Source organism: Saccharothrix violaceirubra (assembly GCF_014203755.1).
Taxonomy (GTDB): Bacteria; Actinomycetota; Actinomycetes; order Mycobacteriales; family Pseudonocardiaceae; genus Actinosynnema; species Actinosynnema violaceirubrum.
In genome coordinates this window covers 4384609-4406351 of the sequence record NZ_JACHJS010000001.1, presented here as the reverse complement: position 1 = coordinate 4406351, position 21743 = coordinate 4384609, and the positions used below count along the sequence as shown (strand labels likewise).

The following is a 21743-nucleotide window of genomic DNA, read 5'->3' as shown; positions in this document are numbered from 1 at the left end:
TTCCGCCAACGGAAGTAAGCCCTGATCGTTGCCGATCGTGCGCAGCGGTGCGACCTTTCCGCTCCCTAACTTGGCGATCACGCCGAGGGTGCCCGCAAGGGCTGGGGGAGGGGAAGAAGATGACGCGGTTGATCCGGGTCGCGGATTCGGGGAGTGGGCTGTATGACGGCATCATTGGATTCGCGCGTGCCACTCCGGGGTGGTTCCAGGGGCTTGGGGAGCTTTATACCGAGGTCGGACTGCTGTTGTTCGGGGTGTTCTTTTTGGTGGCGTGGTGGCGGGCCAGGGCGACCGGTCGCGTGCGTGCCGTGACGCGGGCGTTGCTGGCGCCTGTGGTCACGGTCGGTGCGTATGTGTCGAGCGAACTGCTCAAGCTTGTGATCCACGAGGATCGGCCCTGTCGTGGTCTGCCGGTCGACGCGATCATCGCCGAGTGCCCGGAGATCGGCGACTGGTCGTTTCCGAGCAACCACTCCGCTATCGCCGGTGCCGCCGCGGTGGGGCTGGCCGTCGCGTGGCGGCGGGTGCTGCCCTGGGTCGTGGCGATCGCCCTGCTGATGGCGTTCTCCCGGGTTTTCGTCGGTGTGCATTATCCGCACGACGTGTTGGTGGGTCTGTTGTTCGGCGCCGGGGTCGCTTTGGTCTCGATCAAGGCGTTGGAGAAGCGTGCGTTTTCGTTGGTGGGCAAGCTCGGTGCGCGGCGGGATTTCGTGGGCAGGCTGTTGTTCGCCGTGCCGCCCGTCGGTGAGGAGCCCACCCGGCGGTTGCCCCGGCAGCGGGACCTTGGCCGCCCCGGTGATCGGGGTGCGATCGACGGTCCGACTCTTCGCGAGCCCCGTCAGGGCGGTGGGCGCTGAGCGGTCGGGTGGTGCGAAATCCACTCGTTCCGGGTGCACTGCTCGGAGAGAACCGACGAGCCGGTGGACGACCCCGCCTGTCAGTCCCTCGTCACGAGGCCGGCCTCGAAGGCGATGATCGCGGCCTGGACGCGGTTGCGGACGCCGAGTCGACCGAGGATCGCGCTGACGTAGCTCTTGACCGTTCCCTCGACGAGGTGGAGTTCCCGGCCGATCTCCTGGTTCGAGCGGCCGGCGCCGAGCAGGGCGAGCACCTGCCGTTCCCGCGGGCTCAGCCCGTCGACCTGCTCGCGCGCCTCGCCGCTGCGCGCCATCCGGTCGCTCCCGAGCGTGTCGATCACCCTGGCCGCCACCTTGGGCGACAGGTAGGCGGCCCCTTCCGACACGGCACGCACGCCCGTGAGCAGTTCGCGGGGATCCCCCGACTTGAGCAGGAAGCCGTTGGCACCCGCCCGCAACGCCTTGGTGACGTACGCGTTCTCGGGGAACGTGGTGAGCATGATGACGGCGGTCCCCTCGCATGCCCGGCGAATGGCCTCGGTCGTGTCGAAGCCGTCCAGTCCGGGCATGCGGATGTCCACGACCGCGACATCCGGGCGGTGCTCCCGCACCAGTTCGACCGCCTCGTGCCCGTCGCCCGCCTCGGCCACGACCTCGATCCCGGGATCCGCCAGCAGGATCGCCTTCACCCCGGCCCGCACCATCGCCTCGTCGTCGGCCAGCACAACACGGATCATCAAGGCTCCTCGGGATCTCCTCTTCGATGTTAGTGGTGGGCCCGGACGACGATCGTGCGCTCGCGGCACCGCGCCGGTCATGGGTTCGTCGCGTCGGCGGGGGAGGACCTGCGCCGGCTCGCCGACGGGTGGCGGGACGACCTGGCCGCCGAGGGGTCGCGCGCGCTGCGGGTCGGGGTCGAGGCCGCGCCGTGGAGCGAGGGCGTGCCCGCGTCCGAACCGGACGCTTCCGACGAGCTGTACTTCGAGCACCACGTGAAGGTGCTGTTGCCCGCCGCCGACGACCGTGCGGGGGACCGGTGGACCTGGTGTTCAACCTGTACCCCCGCAGGGCAGGGACCTGTACGACGTCGTGCTGCTCGCCGAACACACCCGCGTGTCGCTCGACCTCGTCCGCGACCTGATCCGTCCCGAGACGGGCCACCAGGCCGACGACTTCACCCGGGATTTCGTGCTCGACGTCGACCGGGAGAACTTCCGGGCCGAGCACCCCGGCATCGAAGGCGGCGCCGGCCTGTGGTGGCGCCGGCTCGCGGACGTGTCGAAGTGTCCGTGAGCCGGGTCATTCCCGGACGCCGATGGCGTCGATCGGGCGGGCGCGCAGGGACAGGCGGGTCGGCAGGCCGATCGCCAGGAAGCCCAGCAGGGCCGTGAAACCGACGACGCCCAGGTACACCGGGAGTGGTCCGGCCACCAGCGGGCTGCCCGTCAGGCCGATCGACAGCAGGACCAGGGGCACGGCCGGGAGCAGCGTGCCCGCCGCGACCGCGATGCCGACCAGCAGCAGTGCCTCCGCCCGCATCGTGCGCACCACCTGTCGTCGGGTGGCGCCGATCAGGCGCAGCAGTGCGAACTCGCGTCGGCGTTGGGCCGTGGTGAGCACGAGCGTGTTGGCGACGGCGATCGCGATGTAGCCGAGGATCACGCCCATGGCCAGGACGTTGACCCAGAACTGCGTCCGCTGCTCCGCGCGTTCCGCCGGGGCGAGCTGCGAGCGGTCGGTGACGGTGAGGCCGGGGTAGCGGTCCGACAGCGCGGCCAGTGCCGGGGTCGTCGCCGTGTGGTCGGCGTCGGGGGACAGGCGGACCAGGACCGAGGTGTCCGTTCGCGTCGACGAGTGCGCACGGGCCAGGTCGGCCGGGAGCAGGTACCTGCCGAACGCGAGACCGCGTTCGTAGGTGGCCACGACCCGCAGCGTGGTCCGCGTGCCGTCGTCCAGGTACAGCTCGACCTCGTCGCCCACGTCGTCGCCCGACTCTCCGTCCACGGCCACCGTGTCGCCGCGCAGGTCGTCCAACGACCCGGTCACCACGCCGAAGTCCAGGTTGCCGGACACCGAGTCCACGCCCGACGCCGGTGACCGGGTCACGTGCACGGCCTCACCCGTCCCGCTTACCGTGATCACGTTCGTGCGCACCAGGGGCGTGACGGCACCCACGCCCGGGATCCGGCGTGCCGCGTCGGCGACCTCCGGCGACAGGCCGCCGGGAGCGGAGAGCACCTGGTCGGCCGTCGTGACGGCGTCGGCCTCCTGACGGGTCGCCGTCCCGATCGTGGTCTGGCTGTAGAAGTTCACCACGGCGAACGCGATGGACAGCATCAACGGCGTGAGCGCGGCCGACAGGCGTCGGGCGTTGGCCCGGCTGTTGTGCGCGGCCAGGTAGCCGCCGATGCCGAACGCGGCCAACGGCCTGGCCACCAGCCCGACCAGCGGCTGCGCCACGCGCGGACCCAGCACGCCCACCCCGACGACCATCAACAGCACCGACATGCCCGTCATGGCCAGCGCCGCCTCGGTGCGGGCGAACAGCGGCACGACGGCGAGCGCCGCGCCGAACACCAGGAACCCCGCCCCCGTGACACCCCGCCACCGGCCCGGCTCGCGCGGTTCCACGGCCGCCTCGACCAGCGCCTCCGTCGGCGGGATGCGGGCCGGCCGCCGGGCCGCGACCCGGGCGGCGAGCTGTGCCGCGCCCAGACCCAGCAGGAACGCGGCGACGAGCGGGATCGGGCCGACGGCGAGCGCGAGGTCGTGCGGGATGACGCCGATGGCGGCGAACCCGTCCCGCAGCCGGTCGGCGACCAGGACACCGGCCGCGGCGCCCAGCGCGGCGGCGGCCGACGCCACGACCCTGGTCTCCAGGCCGATCAGCCGGCCGATCTGGCGTGGCGTGGCCGCGATCGCGCGCAGCAGCGCCAGTTCGCGTCGCCGCTGGTCGATCGACAACGCGAGCGTCCCGGCCACCACGAAGACGGCCACCAGCAACGCGATGCCCGCGAAGGAACCCGCGATCGCCATCAGCATGACCCGGGACTGCCCGACCTCGGCGAACTCGACGCCGCCCCGGTCCTCGCCCGCCGCCACGGTGACGTGGTCGTCCGCCAGCGCCCGCTCGATGCGCTCGGCCAGGTCCGACGGGTCCACGCCGTCCCGTGCGAACACGCCGATCGCCCGCACCCGGCCGGGTTCGCCGGACAGGTGTTCCGCCTGTGTCGTCGTGAAGTACAGGCCGGACTGCTTGGCCAGGCCGTCCTGCCCGGCGATGCCGACCACCCGGTAGGTCGTGGGCGTCGACGTGGTCATGACGCCCAGCCGCGCGCCCACTTCCACACCCGCGCGGCGGGCGAGGCCGGCGTCCACCACGACTTCGTCGGGGCCGTCCGGGGCGCGGCCCTCCCGCACGTCGAACGGGGTCAGGACGGCTGACTCCCAGTTGTGGCCGAGGGCTTGCCACACCGTGCCGTCCGCGGCGACCGCGCGGGCCTCGAACGTCGACTCGACCGCGGTCGAGGCCACGCCGGGGACCGCGGCGATCTTCGCCGCCAGCTCCACCGGGATCGTCGGCACGCTGCCGACGGGCTTGGCCTCCATGAACGGTGCGCCGTCGGGCTGGACGACCTGCGCGCCGCCGACCACGACGGACGCGGCGGCGTACCGCTCGGTGGGCACCCCCGACCGGATGCCCGACTCCATCAGCACCCCGCACGCCGCGACGACGGCCGTGCCGCAGAGGATCGCGATGAACGCGCCCACGAACCCGAGCCGGTGCGCCTTCACCATCTGCCAGGCGATCGACCGCACGCTCACCACTCCCCGAGGCGGGTCAGCCGCTCCACCACGAGGGCGGGCGTCGGTTCGAAGATCTCGCCCGCGAGCCGTCCGTCGGCGAGGAACAGCACGCTGTGCGCGTACGAGGCCGCGACCGGGTCGTGCGTGACCATCAGCACGGTCTGCCCCGTCGTGTCCACCAGGTCGCGCAGCAGCCCGAGGACCTGACGACCGGTCCGGGTGTCCAGCGCGCCGGTCGGCTCGTCGGCCAGCAGCAGCTCCGGCCGCGTGACCAGCGCCCGCGCGATCGCCACGCGCTGCTGCTGCCCGCCGGACAGCTCGGCGGGCCGGTGGTCGAGCCGGTCCGCGATGCCGACCCGCGTCACGACCTCGAACAGCCACGCCTCGTCGGGCCGCGCGCCGGCGAACCGCAGCGGCAACGTGATGTTCTGCCGTACGGTCAACGACGGCAGCAGGTTGTACGCCTGGAACACGAAGCCGATCCGCCGCCGCCGCAGCGCGGTGAGCGCGTCCTCCTTCAGCCCGGACAGGTCCGTGTCGCCCAGCAGCACCCGGCCCGACGTCGGCCGGTCCAGCCCGGCCGCGCAGTGCAGGAACGTGCTCTTGCCCGAGCCGGACGGTCCCATCACCGCCGTGAACGCGCCCCGCCGCAACCCCACCGTGACGTCGTCGAGCGCCGTGACCGCCCGGTCGCCGGACCCGTAGACCTTGCGCACGGCTTCCAGCCGCACCGCGTGGGCCGTGCCCACCGTTCCCGCCACCATCGTGTCGTCCTTCCTGACGTTTGACCCGACGCTAGGTCCGCGGGCGGTCGGTGATCGATCCCGCTGCCGGGCGGGTGGTGGTAGTGCAGGCGCTACCGCGCCCAGGCGGGGTGTTCGGGGAGAATCGGTGCCATGCTCGCTCCCTTGTGGACCGCCGTGCGCTACCTCCTCGTGGGCGCCGTCACGTCGTTCCTGGCGGTGTTCGCGTTGGTCGCCCTGGCGGTGGTCGGCGCCTTCTGCCTGATCGGCGTCGGCCTGCCCGCGGTGCCCGAGGTGCTGCGGCTGGTGCGCCGACTGGTGGCGTACGAGCGGCGGCGGGCCGGTGCGTTCCTCGGCGGGACGATCCCGGAGGCGTACCGGACGCCGGCCGGTCCGCTGTCGCGGCAGGTCGTGACGGCGGTCACCGACCCGGCCACCCGGCGGGACGTGGCGTGGCTGGCGGCCCACGCCGCGGTCGGCATGCTGCTGGGCGGGTGCGCGATCGGGCTGCCGATCAGCGCCGTGAACCACGTGCTGATCCCGGTGTACTGGTGGCTCGTGCCGGGCGGGGTGGTGACGTCCTTCGGGATGGTCGTGGACTCGTGGTCCACGGCACCGTTCGCCCTGGTCGTGGCGGTCGTCTACGGCGCGCTCTCGGTCCGGCTGCCGTCGGCGGCCCGGTGGCAGGCGTCGTTCGCGCGGTGGCTGCTGTCGCCCGCGCCCGGCGTGCGGCTGACCGACCGGGTGGCCGAGCTGACCGCGTCGCGGGCGGGCGCGTTGGAGGCGCACGGCGCGGAGTTGCGGCGCATCGAGCGAGACCTGCACGACGGCGCGCAGGCGCGCATCGCGGCCGTCGTGATGCAGCTCGGCATCGCGGGCCAACTGCGGGACCGCGACCCCGACCGGGCGTTCGAGCTGGTGGTCAAGGCGCAGGACACCGCGGTCGACGCGTTGGCCGAGTTGCGGGACGTGGTGCGCAGCATCTACCCGCCGGTGCTCTCCGACCGCGGTCTGGACGGCGCGTTGTCGGCGTTGGCGGCGCGGTGCCCGGTGCCGTGCACGGTGGAGGTCGGCCGGATCGGACGTCGCCCGGCCGCCATCGAGGCGGCGGCGTACTTCATCGTGGCCGAGGCCCTGACCAACGTGACCAAGCACTCGGCGGCGGAGCACGTCGTGGTGCGGCTGGACTCGACGGACGACACGCTGCTCATCACGGTCCGGGACGACGGGCGGGGTGGGGCGGACGAGCGGCGGGGGACCGGTATCGTCGGCATCCGGCGTCGGGCCGACGCGTTCGACGGCCGTGCCGACCTGAGCAGCCCGCCCGGCGGGCCGACCGTGTTGCGAGTGGAGTTGCCGTGCGCGTCGTGATCGCGGAGGACGACGTCCTGTTGCGGGAAGGCTTGTCGCTGTTGCTCGGCACGGCCGGGATCGACGTGGTGGCCGCGGTCGACAACGCGACGGAGTTCCTGGCCGTGATCGCCGACGACCGGCCGGACGCGGTCGTGATGGACGTGCGCCTGCCACCGTCCTTTCGGGACGAGGGGCTGCGTGCGGCGGTCGAGGCACGGCGGGTGCACCCGGGATTGCCCGTGTTGGTGCTCTCGGCCTACGTGGAGGACAGCTACGCGTCCGAGCTGCTGGCCGACGGTGTCGGCGGCGTCGGGTACCTGCTCAAGGAGCGCGTCGGCAAGGTCGGCGAGTTCCTCGACGCGTTGCGCCGGGTCGCCGACGGCGGGACCGCGATGGACCCCGAGGTCATCTCGCAGTTGTTGGTGCGCCGCAAGGTGGACGACCCGCTGTCGACCCTGACCGCCCGGGAGCGCGAGGTGTTGGCGCTCATGGCGGAAGGGCACGACAACGGGACCATCGCGGGTCTTCTGGTGGTCAGCGAAGGCGCGGTGCACAAGCACATCCGCAACATCTTCACCAAGCTGGACCTGCCGAACGACGAGGGCGGCCACCGCCGCGTCCTCGCCGTCCTGGCCTACCTCAACGCCTGACCGTCACCGGCGCATGTGGAGCACCACGAGCCCCACGATGCACAGCACGGACACACCCCCGGCCGCGAGTCGCAGCACCTCGTGCAGCCCGACGAACGAGCCGATGGAGTTCGTCGCCGCCGTGACCAGCAACACCAGCCACAGCAGGGTCTTCGTCGCGCCGTGCCGCGTGTCGGTCTGTTCGCCCCGAGTCCTGTTCATGGGGTAAACGGTAGGTTCGCGGTGTGGTCGTCACGATCCCCTCGGCTGCCGGATCGAGGGTGGTGCAGGCGCTACCTTTCAGCACGAAGGCAGCGGGGGCAGTTCGCCCAGCGGCACCACCGACGGCGGCGCGGTGCCCCCGGCTCCGTTGTAGGACACGACGAACGCGCCGCCGACGACGTCCATGGTGTGCGCCATCCGGTCGGGGTGGAACGTGGCCCCGGTGCGCAGGTCGGTGACGAACGAGGTCCGGGACGTCCAGGTCACCAGGTCGCCGGAGACCTTCGGGAAGCTCATGCCCGGCATCTGTACGCCCGGCTCGATCCGGGCGATCTCCCGTACCCCGGGCCAGTCGGCACGCCAGGCGTAGAGCGTCCTGGGATCTTTGGTGACCCAGACGACCGTGCGGTCGTCGGCCGCGGCGTACCAGTCCGGTTGTGCCTGGTTCAGCGCGTCCGGGAGTCCGGCGTCCCTGCCGTCGAGGGTCACGGCCTTGAACCGGCCGGTGTCGGACTTGAGGTCGAGTCGCCGCCACAGGAGCAGGTCGCCGAAGAACAGCGGGCCGTCGACCGGGCCCAGGTCGATGATCCGGTCGGTCCTGGTGGCGAGGTCGTAGAGGTGCACGGCATGGGGTTCGACCGCTTCGCCGGTGCCCTGGACCCAGGCGGCCTTGCCCTTGTGGGCGTGGCTGAAGAACCACGGGCCGCCATGACCTTCGCGGTTGTCCGCGACGAGGAACGGTTCGGCGGTGGATTCCGAGTCCCACGCGTGCGCCGTCCACAGGTGTTGACTGGCCGGGTTGTAGCCGATGCCGAAGGTGAGCCAGCGGCCGTCGAAGTCGAAGCCGAACGCCTGCTGGGGCTTGGGCAGGCGCAGGATTTCGTGCCGCCTACCGCCGGTGATCATGAGCACCCTGGTCTCGCCGTTCTCGACGGCACTGGCGAACACCTTCGAGCCGTCCGCACTGGCCGCGTCGACGACGAGCAGCGCGGTCTCGTCCGGGGGGCCGATCTTCCGGTTCGCGATCACGTCCCGCCATTCGGCGGTCGGTTGCACCTGGCAGGACAACAGTTTTCCGGGGCCGAGCGCGGTCAGGTCGGGCATGGTCGTGCCGGATTCGACGACGCGTGCCGAGGCGGCGGGTGTCGGGGATAAGTCAGGGTCCGGTGACGTCGCCGGCGAGCACCCGAAGGTACCCGCCAGGACGCACGCCATGACCATCGCATGGCGTTTTGGCAATGTGCCCCCTTGGTCCATGTCCACCGTGGTGGTCAGGATTCGATGACGTTCCGTGACCAACGCTACGGGGCCTTCGTGCGGTCGCGGCGGGAATTCGGCAGACCGCGCGCGGGGACCATGTAGTCGGCGGCTTCGCGGTGTCCCGCGTCACCCGCTGTGCACGTCCTCAGGCGAGTTGGACCGCGTACGCCCTCGGGTACCTGTGGCCCACCGGGGGAGTGGAGGGGCCGGAGAACGACACCGACGTCCCCACCGGCAGGGACTTCGACCCCTCCGGGAGGTCGTCGCCGGACACGAACCACGACGCGCCGCGGATGTCGGTGATGAAGCCGTGCGCCTGTCCCGGTTTCCACCCGGTCACCGTGCCCTGACGCCGTCCCCGCGGCTCACCGGCCGCCGACGCCCAGCCGCCCGAAGTCCGCACGAACGGCGCCCGCAGCGGGTAGTCGGCGCGGTCGGCCGGTGCGAACAGGTCCTCGAAGGCGGGCGTCGCCGAGGCCGCCGCCCGCAGGGGCGCTGCGGTGCGCGGCATCCAGGCGGGCGCGAGGAGGCCGCCGTCCACGACCGGGAGCACCACGCGCACCCCGTGTGCGACCAGGCGTGCCGCCAGGGGCGTGAAGTCCGCGTCCCCGGTGACCAGGACGACCCACCGCAACGGCACCGAGGTGGCACGCACCCACGCCTCCAGGGCGAGGTGGACGTCCACGCCCTTCTCCTTGCCCCCGTGCAGCGGCAGGTCGTGCCGCACCACTCCGGCCGCCGCCAGCACCGCGTCGAACGCGACGGCGGGCGTCTCGATCCGACCGCGGACGTAGTGCGCCTCGCTCACCACGCACTCGGCCAACGGCCTGCCCGTGACGGTGTGCACGTACCAGCGCAGCGCGTCGTGGAAACCGTCCAACGAAACCCGGGCGGCACGCGGGTGCACCGACGCGTAGTAGTCGCTTACATACGCGAACCAGGTGCCGTCGTAGAACACCCCGATCCGCTCGTCGTTCCCCACCCGGAAACCGTACCCGTCGTCAGTCGCGGGGACATCCGGTGGTAAGTGATGTCAAGAATTCTCCATACGCTGAGAATCCCGGGCGTGTCCGACGGTCCCGCTGGTAGAAACGGGCGCGGTTCTGCTGCTGGGGGGCACAGGTGGAGTTCCGGGTATTGGGGCCGGTCACGGCGTGGGACGGCGGGCGGGACGTGGCGGTCGGCGGGGGCCGGGCGCGCACGTTGGTCGCGGTATTGGTTTTCGGCGGGCGGCGGGTGGTCGACGTCGAGCGCATTGTCGACGCGTTGTGGGGCGAACAGACCCCGCACAACGCCCGTGCGGCCGTGCAGACGCACGTGTCGGCATTGCGCCGGGTCGTGGGTGACGTGCTCGTGCGGCGGGGCGGGGGCTACCTGCTGGACGCGCCGTCCGACCTCGAGCGGTGCGAACGCCTCGTCGCGGACGGGCGGTCCGCGCCGGCCGTCGACGACCGGGCCGGAGCCCTGTCGGCCGCGCTGGAGTTGTGGCGCGGCACGCCGTTGGGCGGCACGGCCGGGCGGTGGGCCGACGACCAGCGCGTGCGGCTGGAGGCGCTGTGGTCCGAGATCCACGAGGACCTGTTCGACGCGGGCGGGCCGGTGTCGGCGGCCACGCTCGCCGGGCTGGTCGAGGCGCACCCGTTGCGCGAACGGTTGCGCAGCAGGTGGGTGTTGGCGCTGTCCGGTGAAGGCCGGCAGTCCGACGCCTTGGCCGCCTACCGGGAGTCGCGGCGGGTGCTGGTCGACGAGTTGGGCGTCGAGCCGGGCGCGGAGCTGCGGGCCGCGCACGACCGGGCGCTCGCCGGCGAGCCCGCGGCCCCGAGCCTCGCGACGCCGGGCCAGTTGCCGCCCGACATCGTGGACTTCACCGGCCGCGCGGCCGAACTCGACGCGTTGACCGGTCGGGACGTGCCGCTGGTCGCCGTGTCGGGCAAGGCGGGCACCGGCAAGAGCGCGTTCGCCGTCCACCTGGCCCACCGGCTGCGCGATCGCTACCCCGACGGTGTGCTGCACGCCCGACTGCACGGCTCGCGCCCGGACCGCGTCGACCCGGCCGAGGTGCTCGGCCGGTTCGTGCGGGCGCTGGGCGTGCCGCCGGCCGCGGTGCCCGACGACCCGGACGAGCTGTCCGCCCTGTACCGGACGATCACCGCCGAACGCCGCTTGCTCGTCGTGCTGGACGACGCGGCCGACGAGCGGCAGGCCCGGCCCCTGCTGCCCGCCGGCCGGTGTGGGTGCCTGATCACCGGGCGGGCCCGACCGGCCGCGCTGGAGGGCGTCGAGCACGTCGAACTGGGCGAGTTGGACGAAGAGGAATCGTTGGCGCTGCTGGGTTCCCTGGTCGGCGCGGACCGGGCGGCGGCCGAACCGGCACGGGCGCGCGACATCGTGCGGCTGTGCGGTCGGCTGCCGCTGGCGGTGCGCATCGCCGGTGCCCGGCTGGCGGCACGCCGGGACTGGCCGCTGTCCCGGTTGGCGCGGCGGCTGGGCGAGCAGCGGCGGCTGCTGGACGAACTCGCGGTCGGTGATCTGGAGGTGCGCGGCAGCCTGCTGCTCAGCTACGCCGGGTTGACCGAGCCGCAACGCCGGGCACTGCGCCGGGTCGGCTGGCTCGGCGTGCCGGACTTCACCGCGTGGCTGGTCGCGGTGCTGCTGGACGTGCCGGTGGACGAGGCCGAGGACGTGGTCGACGCGCTGGTCCGCGCGCAACTGCTGGACGTGGTCGGCGTGGACGGCACGGGCTCGTCCCGCTACCGGCCGCACGACCTGACGAGGGCGTTCGCCTGGGAACGCGGCGAGGAAGAGGAGGCGCACGCGGACCTGGTGGCCGCCGCGGAACGCGCCGCCGCCTGCTGGGCCTCGCTGGTGGAGCGGGTGTCGGGCGACTTCCGGACGTGGGTGCTGCGACCCGAGTTGTCGGTGGGGGTCGAGCCGCCGGCGGACTGGCTCGCGGCCGTGCGGACCGACCCGGTGGCCTGGTTCGCGGCCGAGCAGTCCGCGCTCCTGGCGGCCGTGGAACGGCTCGCCGAACTGGGCTCGGTCACCGCTGCGACCCGGTTGGCAGCGGTGCTGTGCGCCTCGACGTTCGCGGTGGAGAACCAGTTCGCCCACTGGTGGCGGTCGCACACGGCGGCACTCGACGCGGCCCGCGCGGCGGGCGACCACGCGGCGCAGGGGCTGCTGCTGGCCGGGTTGGGGTGGTTGCGCAGCGAGCAGGACCGGCCCGACGAGGCGGCCGACTACTACGCACAGGCGACCCGGGCCTACGGCGCGGTGGGTGATCGCGGCCGACAGGCCGTGCTGCGGGTGCTGCTCGGCGGCGTGCTGCGCGACCGGGGCAACCTGACCGCCGCGCTGGCCGAGTTCGACGCCGCCGAACCCGACCTGCGCGAGCCGCGTGCGCTGGCACGGCTCTCGCACGTGCGCGCGTCCACGTTGACCGAGGTGGGCGACATCGACGGCGCGGTGCGGGCGTGTGATCGTGCGGCGGAGTGGTACGCGGAGGCGGGCGACGAGCACGGCGTCGGCATGGCCGTACGGACCCGGGGTATCGCGCACCGCGCGGCGGGTCGGCTCGCCGAGGCGGACCGCGACTGCCGGCAGGCGCACGACGTGATCCGAGCGGCCGGCAACCGGCTCAGCGCCGCGTACACCGCGCAGGCGTTGGCGAAGGTGTCGTTGCGACTGGGCGACGTGGACGAGGCCGCCGGGCTGCTCGACGACGCCTACCGGACGTGTCACGAGATGCAGGACGGTTTCGGCCAGGCGCTCGTGCTGCGCACCCTCGGCGAACTGGACCTGGTGCGCAGCTGTCCGACCGACGCCCGTGCGCACCTGACGCGGTCCGTGCGGTGGTGGGACGCGCTGGGTCTGCCACTGTGGCGCGCGCGGTGCCTGCGCGATCTGGCCACGGCCGCCGACCAGCTCCATCTGTCCGAACAGGCCGATGCCGAACGGGCGGAAGCACTGGCCCTGTTCACCCGGCACGGCAGCCGGGAAGCGCGCGAACCGCTGTTCGCAGAAAGCTCGCAGAGTTCCTTGAGAACCCGTCCCTAGCGTCTGCGACCAGGGGGGAACGCCCTCCCGGTCAAGCGGACACCGGGGACGACATGACGGACAGACGGACAGGGCGCGTGGTGCGCGCCCTGGTGATGGTGACGGCGGCACTCGCCGCCGCGGCGGGAACGGCGGGCGCCGATCCTTTGCCGAGTACGGATCAGGTCGGGGCCGCGGCCGTCGACCCGGCGGCCTACATCGCGATGGCGGGGCCCGTCGCGCAGGCGGTGATGGCGGAGTACGACATCCCGGCATCGGTGATTCTGGGACAGGCAGGCATCGAGTCGAGGTGGGGCGCCAGCGGGCTGACGACCAAGGACAACAACCACTTCGGCTTCAAGTGCGCTGAGCCGGACAGGCCCGGTCCGATCGCGATCGGCTGCCACAAGTACGTCACGGACGAGTGCCGGCCGGACGGGAGTTGCTACACCACCACCGCGTACTTCCGGGTCTACGCCTCGATGCGGGACTCCTACCGCGACTACGGACGACTGGTGACGACGGTCGACGCTTACGCGGGAGCGCTGCCGTTCCGGCACGACCCGGACCGGTTCATCGCCGCGGTGGCCCCGGTCTACAACAACAGGCCGTCCTATGCCTCCGATGTCATCAGCGTCATGCGGACGTACAACCTGTACGCGCTGAACACGATCGGGCCGAGCCGCACCGACGTGATCGTCGGCGGTGGCGGCACGGACTTCACCGGTGACGGCAAGACGGACATCGCGACGTTCAGCCGGGGCACGGCGGCGGACGTGTTCGTGGCCGCCTCCACCGGGTCCGGGTTCGCGGGCACGTCGGTCAAGTGGCACGAGTTCTTCGCCACCGGCAACGAGATCCCGTTGACCGGCGACTTCAACGGCGACGGCAAGGACGACGTCGCCACGTTCACCCGGGGTACCGCGGCGGATGTGTTCGTTGCCTTGTCGACGGGTTCGTCGTTCGCCGGGACGTCGGTGAAGTGGCACGAATTCTTCGCCGCGGGCGACGAGATCCCGGCCGTGGGCGACTTCAACGGCGACGGCAAGGACGACATCGCGACCTTCACGCGGGGCACCAACGCGGATGTGTTCGTTGCCTTGTCGACGGGTTCGTCGTTCGCCGGGACGTCGGTCAAGTGGCACGACTTCTTCGCGGCCGGTGGCGAGATCCCCGGTGTGGGCGACTTCGACGGCGACGGCAAGGACGACATCGTCACCTTCGCCCGCGGCACGGGCGGCGACGTGTTCGTGGCGCGGTCGACGGGCTCGTCCTTCGCGGGCACGTCGGTGAAGTGGCACGAGTTCTTCTCCGTCAACGGCGAGTTGCCCTCGGTGGGCGACTTCGACGGTGACGGCAAGGACGACATCATCACGTTCACCCGAGGCGGCCGGGGCGACGCGTATGTGGCGCGGTCGACCGGGACCGGGTTCGGCCCGAGTTCGGTGTGGCACGGCCACTTCGCGATCGACGGCGAGATTCCTGGCGTCGGTGATTTCAACGGTGACGGCAAGGACGACATCGTGACGTTCACCCGGGGTACCGGTGGTGACGTCTACGTGTCGCTGTCCGACGGCACGAAGTTCGTGCAGGACAGCTGGAAGTGGCACGAGTTCTTCGCGATCGGCGCCGAGATCCCGGCGCCGGGTGTGCTCTGATGAAGGGGGAAGGCATGTTCAGGAAGGGATTGGCGACACTCGCCGTCGGCGCCGCCGCGCTCGCGGGGGTGTCCGGCACCGCGCCCACGGCGTCGGCCGCGGACCCGACAGGCGACGTGTACGTGTCGCTGTCCGACGGTGGCCGGTTCGTGCAGGACAGCTGGAAGTGGCACGAGTTCTTCGGCATCGGCAACGAGATCCCGCTGACGGGTGACTTCAACGGCGACAACAGGGACGACGTCGCCACGTTCACCCAGGGCACCTCCGGTGACGTGTACGTGGCGCTGTCCACGGGCAACGGCTTCAGCGGCACGTCGGTGAAGTGGCACGACAACTTCGCCTTCGGCACGGAAACTCCGTTGGTCGGCGATTTCAACGGCGACAACAAGGACGACATCGTCACGTTCACCCGCTCCGGCACCGGTGACGTGTTCGTCGCCTTGTCGACGGGGTCGGGTTTCGCGGGCACGTCGGTGAAGTGGCACGACTTCTTCTCGATCGGCAACGAGACCCCGCTGGTCGGCGACTTCAACGGCGACGGCAAGGACGACATCGCCACCTTCACCCGCGGTGACACGTCGGACGTTTACGTGGCGCTGTCGACCGGCTCCGGGTTCAGCCCGAGTTCGGTGTGGCACAACCACTTCGGCATCGGTGGCGAGATCGTCGACTCCGGTGACTTCAACGGCGACGGCAAGGACGACATCGTCACCTTCACCCGGGGCGAGGCGGGCGACGTCTACGTGTCGCTGTCGGACGGCACGAAGTTCGTCCAGGACAGTTGGAGGTGGCACGAGTTCTTCGCGATCCGCACCGAGCTTCCCGAGGTCGGCGACTTCAACGGCGACGGCAAGGCGGACATCGCGACGTTCACCCGCGGCGCGGCGGCCGACGTGTTCGTGGCCTCGTCCACCGGTAGCGCGTTCGTCGGCACCTCGATCAAGTGGCACGACCACTTCGCCACCAACACCGAGGTGCCCCGCGTGGGCGACTTCGACGGTGACCGGAAAGCGGACATCGCCACGTTCCTGCTGGGCGGCACCACGTCGCTGCGTACCGCCATTGTCGACGTCGCACGCGGCGAGCTGGGCGTCAAGTACCCGGGTTGCCTCAAGTACGGCGATTGTGCGAGGTACAACTGGTGTGCCTACTTCGCCACCTGGGTGTGGGACCGAGCCGGTATCAAGGGTGTCCCGCGTGGCAAGGGCGTCGCCACCGACCTGGGCAGCTGGGGCGCGGAGCGCGGCCTGTTCAAGCGCCGCCCGGCCGGTCAGGTCGGCAACCCGGCCGTCGGCGACTGGGTGATCTACGGCGAGCCCGGCTCCGGCATGGGCGGCCACGTCGCCATCGTGGCGTCGGTCAACTCGAACGGCACGATCTCGACGATCGACGGCAACGCGGCGGGCGGCAGCCCGACCACCTCCAAGGTGGCCTTGAGCACGATCAACCCGATCACGGCCCGCGCCGGCGGCAACAACGTGCTGATCTCCGGTTACGTCAGCCCGCCCGGGGCCTGACCCGTTCGAAGCGGGGACGCCCACGGCGTCCCCGCTTCCCCTCTTGGGAGGCAGAGTCATGCGGACAACAGCGTTCCGGGCCACCGTGGTGGCGTTGACCGCCGCGGCGCTCGCCGTGCCGGTCGCGCACGCGGACCCGACGGCCGTCGCCGAGGTCGGCGCCCACGGCTGGGACACCTACCGGCAGCTCGACCGGTTGCCGACCCTCACCCCGCCGGGCGGCCAGACCCGGCAGTTCTCCAGCTTCGGCCGTGACGGCTCCAACGACCACGACGGGTTCTCCGGCCGGTACTCGTGCCTGCGCACCGACGCGCAGGGGTGCGTCATCGCGGAGGACGCCGGCGCGGGCGAGATCGCGTCGATGTGGTTCACCCAGGGCACCGCCGGGCGGCCGACCGGCGACATGACGGCCGTGGGCAAGATCAGGATCGAGCTGGACGGGCGGACGGTCGTCGACCGCTCGCTCCAGAGCCTCGTGTCGGGCGGCCAGGGCGCACCGTTCGTGCACCCGCTCGTCACGACGGCCGACCAGAGTTCCGGTGGCGTGCAGGTGAAGGTGCCCATGCCGTACCGGACCTCGATGAAGATCACGGTCGAACGCAACCCCAACTTCTACCACGTGGACTACCGGCACTTCCCGACCGCCGACGGGGTCGTGGCGTTCAACCCCGCCGACCGCGCCGACGACGTCCTCGCCACGCTGCGCGCGTCGGGCACCCGTGACCCGAAACCGGCCGCGGCCGGTGCCACGACGGCGTCCCGCACCGTGTCGCTCGCCCCCGGCGCGCGGACCACGCTGGCCCAGCCGACCGGCCCCGGCGCGATCTCCGCGCTGCGGTTGCGCGGCGACCTGTCGGCCCTGCGACTGCGGATCACGTTCGACGGCAAGACCACTGTGGACAGTCCGGCACGCGAGTTCTTCGGCGCGGGCCTGGGCACCGCCAGGACGTTGGGCTCGCTGATGTTCGCGTCCGACCCGGCGGGCTGGTCGTCGAGCTGGTGGCCCATGCCCTACCGGACCGGCGCGACCGTGGAGCTGGTCAACACCGGCACGGCGGCGGTGTCGGGCATCGGTACCGAGGTGACGTCCGCGCCCGATGCCCGGTGGACCACCGCGCTGGGCCCCGGCGGCGACGCCGGGTACTTCACCACCCAGTCCAAGGTCGGCGCGACCACGCCCGGCCAGGACTGGGCGATGGTGTCCGCCGCCGGGCGCGGCAAGCTGGTCGGCGTCACCCAGAACGTGCGCGGCGCGACGGTCGGTCGCGGCTACCTGGAGGGCGACGAGCGCGTGCACGTCGACTCCTCGCCCAGCCCGCAGTGGCACGGCACCGGCACCGAGGACTTCTACGAGGGCGGCTGGTACTTCGACCGCGGCGAGTTCGGCAACCCGTTCAACGGCAACACCCGCCACCTCGTCGCGCGGGACGGCTGCGCCACCGAGTGCGACTCGGTCTACCGGCTGATGCTGGCCGACTCGATCGGCTACGGGTCCGCGCTGGACTTCGGCATCGAACACGGCCCGCAGAACGATGTGCCGGCCGAGTACTCCACGACGGCCTACCTCTACGCACGGCCCGAGACGGCGACCCGCCGCACGGACGTGCTCGACGCGGGCGACCCGGCCTCCCGCTCCGCCCACTCCTGGACGGAGACCGGCGGCGCGCAGGCGGCGCTGGAGTCCCGGTTCGAGGGCGACGAGGACGAGGTCGTGGTGCGCGACGACGTGCGGTCGTCCACCGGCCAGACCTCGTTCCGGCTCGCGGTCGCGTCGACCAATACCGGCGTGCTGCTGCGCAGGCTCGGCGACCAGACCCGCGCCGGACAACGGGCCGACGTGCTCGTGGACGGCGTGTCGGTCGGCACGTGGGCACAGCCGCTGGGCAATGACATCTCGCGGTGGTTGGACGACACCTACGCGTTGCCGTCGTCGGCGACGGCGGGCAAGTCGTCGATCGCCGTGACGCTGCGCCCGGTCGGCGGCGCGTGGACGGCGGCCAAGTACGCCGCCGACAGCCTCGTGCCGCCGTTCCTGGACACCGCCGCGCCTTCGGTGCCGACCGGTTTGGCGTTCTCCGGCACGCGTGCGCACTCGCTGCGCCTGAACTGGCAGCCCGCGAGCGACGACGTGGCCGTGGACACCTATCGGGTGCTCGGCTCGACCTCGGCGTCCGGCCCGTTCACCGTGGTGGGCACGACGGCTTCGACGTCGTTCGCGCACAAGGTGTTGCGCGCGAATCAGAACTGGTACTACAAGGTCGTCGCGGTCGACGCCGCGGGCAACGCGGGCACGCCGAGCGCGGTCGCGACGGCGCGCACCGCGCACCCGTTGAGCAGCGACGTGGACGGCGACAGCCGCGATGACATCGTGACGTTCACCAGGGGTACGGCCGCGGACGTGTTCGCGGCGAAGTCCGACGGCAGCCGGTTCGTCGGCGACGCCGTCAAGTGGCACGACCGGTTCGCGATCGACGGCGAGATCCCGGTGACCGGCGACTTCGACGGTGACGGCAGGTACGACGTGGCGACGTTCACCCGCGGTGCGGCGGCCGACGTGTTCGTGTCGCTGTCCGACGGCACGAAGTTCGCGCAGGACGGGTGGAAGTGGCACGACTACTTCGCCGCCGACGCGGAGGTGCCGCTGGTCGGCGACTTCGACGGCGACGGCCGCGACGACATCGCCACGTTCACCCGGGGCGACAACGCGGACGTGTTCGTGTCGCTGTCCACCGGGCGCGGTTTCGCGCAGGCCGGCTGGAAGTGGCACGACCACTTCGCGGTGGGCACCGAGCGCCCGGCGGTCGGCGACGTGGACGGGGACGGCCGCGACGACATCGTGACGTTCACCGGCGGGGCGGCGTACGTGTCACTGTCCGATGGCACGAAGTTCGTGCAGAACGCCTGGAGCTGGCACGCCGCGCTGCCCGGTCGGTCGACGCTGGGCGACGTGGACGGCGACGGTCGCGACGACGTGGTGTCCTTTGTGGACGAAACGGTGTCCGTGGCGCTGTCGACGGGGTCGTCCTTCGGCGCGTCGACCCGGTGGCACGACCACTTCGCGGTCGGTGAGGAGCTGCCCGGCGTGGGCGACTTCGACGGTGACGGTCGGGACGACGTCGTGACGTTCACCCGGGGCACGACCGCGGACGTGTACGTGGCGACGTCGAACGGGTCGCGGTTCGTCGGCGACGGCGTGCGCTGGCACGACGGGTTCGCGGTCGGGCAGGAAGTGCCGCGCCCCAGCCTGTTCTGACCCTTCCGGTGGGCCGCGGGGAATCCTGCGGCCCACCGTCGTCTCGCGGTAGTTTGGGCGGATGGAGTCGTTCCGCACGCCCGGCGGTGTCACGCTCGGGATCGAGAGTTTCGGTGACGCGGGGGCACCTCTCGTGCTGTTGGTGGGCGGCCCGACCATGCTCTCGTGGCCGGACGGGCTGTGCTTGGCGTTGGCGCGTGGTGGGCGGCACGTCGTGCGCTACGACCTGCGTGACTCCGGTGCTTCCACGACCGTCGACCCGGACGCGCCGGGCTACACGTTGCGGGACCTCGCGGCCGATGCGGCGGCGTTGGCCCGGGGGCTCGACGATCGGCCCGCGCACCTGGCCGGTGTCGGTGTCGGCGGGTTCGTGGCCCAGGTCGCCGTGCTCGACCACCCGGACGCGTTCTCGGCCGTCACCCTCGTCGGCACGCGTCCCGTCGCCCCCGGTCCGGTCGACGACGCTCTGCCCGACCACGACGCGGCGGCGCTGGGCCGGTTGTTCGCGCGCCCGATGCCGGACTGGTCCGACCGCGCGGCCGTGGTGGAGTTCGCCGCGTCCGGTGCCGGAATCCTGGGCGACGACCCGGTCGCGGCGGGCGACCGGGCCGGGCGGATCTTCGACCGCACGCCGGGTACCGAGCCCGCCGTCGTCATGGCGAACCAGCTGGGCATGGTGTTCTCCAGGCTCGACCGCACGCCGCGCTGGCGTGAGCGGCTGCCGGAGGTAGCAGCTCCGACACTCGTGGTGCACGGTCGGCACGACCGGTTCTTCCCGGTCGGCAACGGCGAGGCGCTCGCGCGGGAGATCCCGGGCGCGCGGTTGCTCGTGCTCGACCAGGCGGCGACCGCGATTCCCGATCCGGCGGTCGACGTCGTCGCCGAGGCGATGCTCGCGCTTTAGGGCCCGGCCGGGGTGATGCGGGCGTGTGCCTCGGCGAGACCCACGATCGGCCAGGCGACGAGCAGGTCCAGGACGTCGTCGTGCGGACGTGGCACGAAGAAGTCCTGTCTGTCGGTATGGACGGCGCCGCTCCCGAAGGACGTGCCGGAGTACGCCTGAACCTGGAAGGCTTCACCGTCCGCGACGAACGCGACGGTCGGGGACGGGTCGGTGCCGTGCGGTGGGCCGAAGGCCGTACGGGCGATCGTCCGCGCGGTGTCTCCATGGGCGTGGCCCGACAGACCGAAGGACAGGACCCGGTCGACGGCGGCCAGGTGGGTGAGCACGATCGCCGCGTGCTCGCCGCGGTGCAGCACCTGCGGTGGCGCGATGCCGATGCCTTCCTCGGCGTTCGCCCGGAGGTGGGCGGCGGTGCGGCGGGCGAGGTGTGGGACCGGTGTCGTGGCGGTGACGGGTGCGTCCCAGACCGACCGGGTGGCCCGGTCGACCGCCGTGCGGTCGGGCAGCGGCAGGGTGATCGTGGTTTCCGGAAAGCCGATCTCCGGCCACGCGAAGACCAGGGTGATCCGGTCGAACGCGGGCGGGAGCCGGAACACGACGTCGTGGCTCGGTCCTTCGTGGTGGTCGCCAGTACCGGCGGAGCTGTGGACGGGGAAGTGCCAGTGCGCCCGGCCCGCGTCGTCCAGCGTGCCGAAGCGGAGGTCGAGGCCTTCGTCGGCTGTCGGCAGCAGGCGGCGAGGCGCGGGTTCGAGGGGTGGTACCAGGCGGACGTCCTGTTGTCGTCGCGTCGCGCTCCGCCGGTCGGGTGGCCGCCGGGCGATCAGTTCCCAGTCCATGCCGGTCGTCCGGGCGACCGCCAGTTTCACACCGACGGTCAGTTCCGGCCGCCGCACCAGAAGACCACCGCGGTGGGCCACCGCTCCCAAAGTGTCCATCGCCCCAGCATGCCGTGAGGATGCGCCGGTGGGCGTGGAACGGTCGGTCGGGCACGCGCTGGTCGAGCGGCTCCCGCGCGGTCCCCGGCTCAGCCCGGCCGGGCGCGCGCTGGTCGAACCGATCTACGCGGCGGCGGGCTCACTGCCCCAGCCGATCCCGGCGGCCTTCGCCGCCGCGTTCCCGGACGTCCGCCCGCACTTCCGGGCGGAACTGCCGGTCGCCCGCGCCCGCACCGCGCTGGTGCGCGACGAGGTGGTCGTCGCGTTCACCAGGCTGCCCCTGGACCCCGGACGGCACTCGTGGCACCTGCTGTACCGGGAACGCCGGGTGGTCGTCGTGCACGCGCGCCATCCGCTCGCGGACACCGGAACGGTCGCGTTGGCCGACGTCCTGCCGCTGCCCATCCTGGCCGCCGGTCCCGCGCGGACACCGCCGGAGGTGGGGGACCACCGGCTGCTCGACGACTTCCGGTACGGCACCGAGGAGTGGTCGGTGCCGGCACGGCGGGCGCGGGCGACGTCCACATCGGCACCCGCGCGAGGGGTGTGCGTGCGGCGCCCGCGATCCCG

At 72.1% G+C, this 21743-nt stretch carries 17 protein-coding genes; 9 read left to right on the top strand and 8 right to left on the bottom strand.

Translation table 11 applies throughout. The features are described from left to right. Positions 1-119 precede the first annotated feature (119 nt). On the top strand, positions 120-857 hold the full coding sequence (locus tag F4559_RS20240; RefSeq protein WP_184670966.1) for a phosphatase PAP2 family protein: 738 nt from the start codon (positions 120-122) through the stop codon (positions 855-857). A gap of 80 nt (positions 858-937) precedes the next feature. Here the strand turns inward: F4559_RS20240 and F4559_RS20235 are convergent, their stop codons facing one another. Further along, entirely contained in the window at positions 938-1594 is a 657-nt protein-coding gene (locus F4559_RS20235; protein WP_184670963.1) for a response regulator, read from the bottom strand. Between the two features lie 352 nt (positions 1595-1946). On the opposite strand from F4559_RS20235, the gene F4559_RS20230 reads away from it, so the two are divergent. After that, on the top strand, positions 1947-2150 hold the full coding sequence (locus F4559_RS20230; RefSeq protein ID WP_184670961.1) for a hypothetical protein: 204 nt from the start codon (positions 1947-1949) through the stop codon (positions 2148-2150). Between the two features lie 6 nt (positions 2151-2156). On the opposite strand, the gene F4559_RS20225 is transcribed toward F4559_RS20230, so the two are convergent. Both F4559_RS20225 and F4559_RS20220 read right to left on the bottom strand, forming a co-directional pair. Further along, a complete protein-coding gene (locus F4559_RS20225; protein ID WP_312865732.1) occupies positions 2157-4682 on the bottom strand; it encodes an FtsX-like permease family protein in 2526 nt (841 codons plus the stop codon). Continuing rightward, positions 4679-5428, bottom strand: a complete 750-nt coding sequence (locus F4559_RS20220; protein WP_184670959.1) for an ABC transporter ATP-binding protein — start codon at positions 5426-5428, stop codon at positions 4679-4681. The genes F4559_RS20225 and F4559_RS20220 overlap by 4 nt, the downstream gene beginning before the upstream one ends. Positions 5429-5551: 123 nt before the next feature. Here F4559_RS20220 and F4559_RS20215 point away from each other — a divergent pair, with 123 nt between their 5' ends. Beyond that, entirely contained in the window at positions 5552-6778 is a 1227-nt protein-coding gene (locus tag F4559_RS20215) for a sensor histidine kinase (RefSeq protein WP_376774720.1), read from the top strand. Next, positions 6766-7410 (top strand): response regulator, encoded by a 645-nt coding sequence (locus F4559_RS20210; RefSeq protein ID WP_184670955.1) that lies wholly within the window; start codon positions 6766-6768, stop codon positions 7408-7410. The genes F4559_RS20215 and F4559_RS20210 overlap by 13 nt, the downstream gene beginning before the upstream one ends. 3 nt (positions 7411-7413) lie before the next feature. Here the strand turns inward: F4559_RS20210 and F4559_RS20205 are convergent, their stop codons facing one another. The 3 genes from F4559_RS20205 to F4559_RS20195 form a co-directional block, all read right to left on the bottom strand. Next, the gene (locus F4559_RS20205; RefSeq protein WP_184670953.1) at positions 7414-7611 is read right to left on the bottom strand and encodes a hypothetical protein; all 198 of its coding nucleotides are present in this window, start codon (positions 7609-7611) and stop codon (positions 7414-7416) included. 78 nt (positions 7612-7689) lie between these two features. Beyond that, positions 7690-8715: a hypothetical protein gene (locus tag F4559_RS20200; protein ID WP_184670951.1), complete on the bottom strand. Its 1026-nt coding sequence runs from the start codon at positions 8713-8715 to the stop codon at positions 7690-7692. 301 nt (positions 8716-9016) lie between these two features. Continuing rightward, positions 9017-9853 (bottom strand): NYN domain-containing protein, encoded by an 837-nt coding sequence (locus F4559_RS20195; RefSeq protein WP_184670948.1) that lies wholly within the window; start codon positions 9851-9853, stop codon positions 9017-9019. Positions 9854-9993: 140 nt separating this feature from the next. On the opposite strand from F4559_RS20195, the gene F4559_RS20190 reads away from it, so the two are divergent. From F4559_RS20190 to F4559_RS20170, 5 genes are all read left to right on the top strand, one after another. Continuing rightward, entirely contained in the window at positions 9994-12927 is a 2934-nt protein-coding gene (locus F4559_RS20190) for an AfsR/SARP family transcriptional regulator (protein WP_184670946.1), read from the top strand. A gap of 53 nt (positions 12928-12980) precedes the next feature. Continuing rightward, complete coding sequence (locus F4559_RS20185) at positions 12981-14564, top strand: FG-GAP-like repeat-containing protein (RefSeq protein WP_184670944.1); 1584 nt, start codon at positions 12981-12983, stop codon at positions 14562-14564. A 14-nt stretch (positions 14565-14578) separates the two neighbouring features. Beyond that, positions 14579-16081, top strand: a complete 1503-nt coding sequence (locus F4559_RS20180) for an FG-GAP-like repeat-containing protein (protein ID WP_246445274.1) — start codon at positions 14579-14581, stop codon at positions 16079-16081. Between the two features lie 58 nt (positions 16082-16139). Next, a complete protein-coding gene (locus tag F4559_RS20175) occupies positions 16140-19334 on the top strand; it encodes a DUF2961 domain-containing protein (protein ID WP_184670939.1) in 3195 nt (1064 codons plus the stop codon). A 61-nt stretch (positions 19335-19395) separates the two neighbouring features. Then, positions 19396-20238 (top strand): alpha/beta fold hydrolase, encoded by an 843-nt coding sequence (locus F4559_RS20170; RefSeq protein WP_184670937.1) that lies wholly within the window; start codon positions 19396-19398, stop codon positions 20236-20238. On the opposite strand, the gene F4559_RS20165 is transcribed toward F4559_RS20170, so the two are convergent. Both F4559_RS20165 and F4559_RS35275 read right to left on the bottom strand, forming a co-directional pair. Beyond that, complete coding sequence (locus F4559_RS20165; protein ID WP_184670935.1) at positions 20235-21173, bottom strand: hypothetical protein; 939 nt, start codon at positions 21171-21173, stop codon at positions 20235-20237. The genes F4559_RS20170 and F4559_RS20165 overlap by 4 nt on opposite strands. 139 nt (positions 21174-21312) lie before the next feature. Beyond that, the gene (locus tag F4559_RS35275) at positions 21313-21624 is read right to left on the bottom strand and encodes a hypothetical protein (protein ID WP_184670933.1); all 312 of its coding nucleotides are present in this window, start codon (positions 21622-21624) and stop codon (positions 21313-21315) included. Positions 21625-21743: the final 119 nt, after the last annotated feature.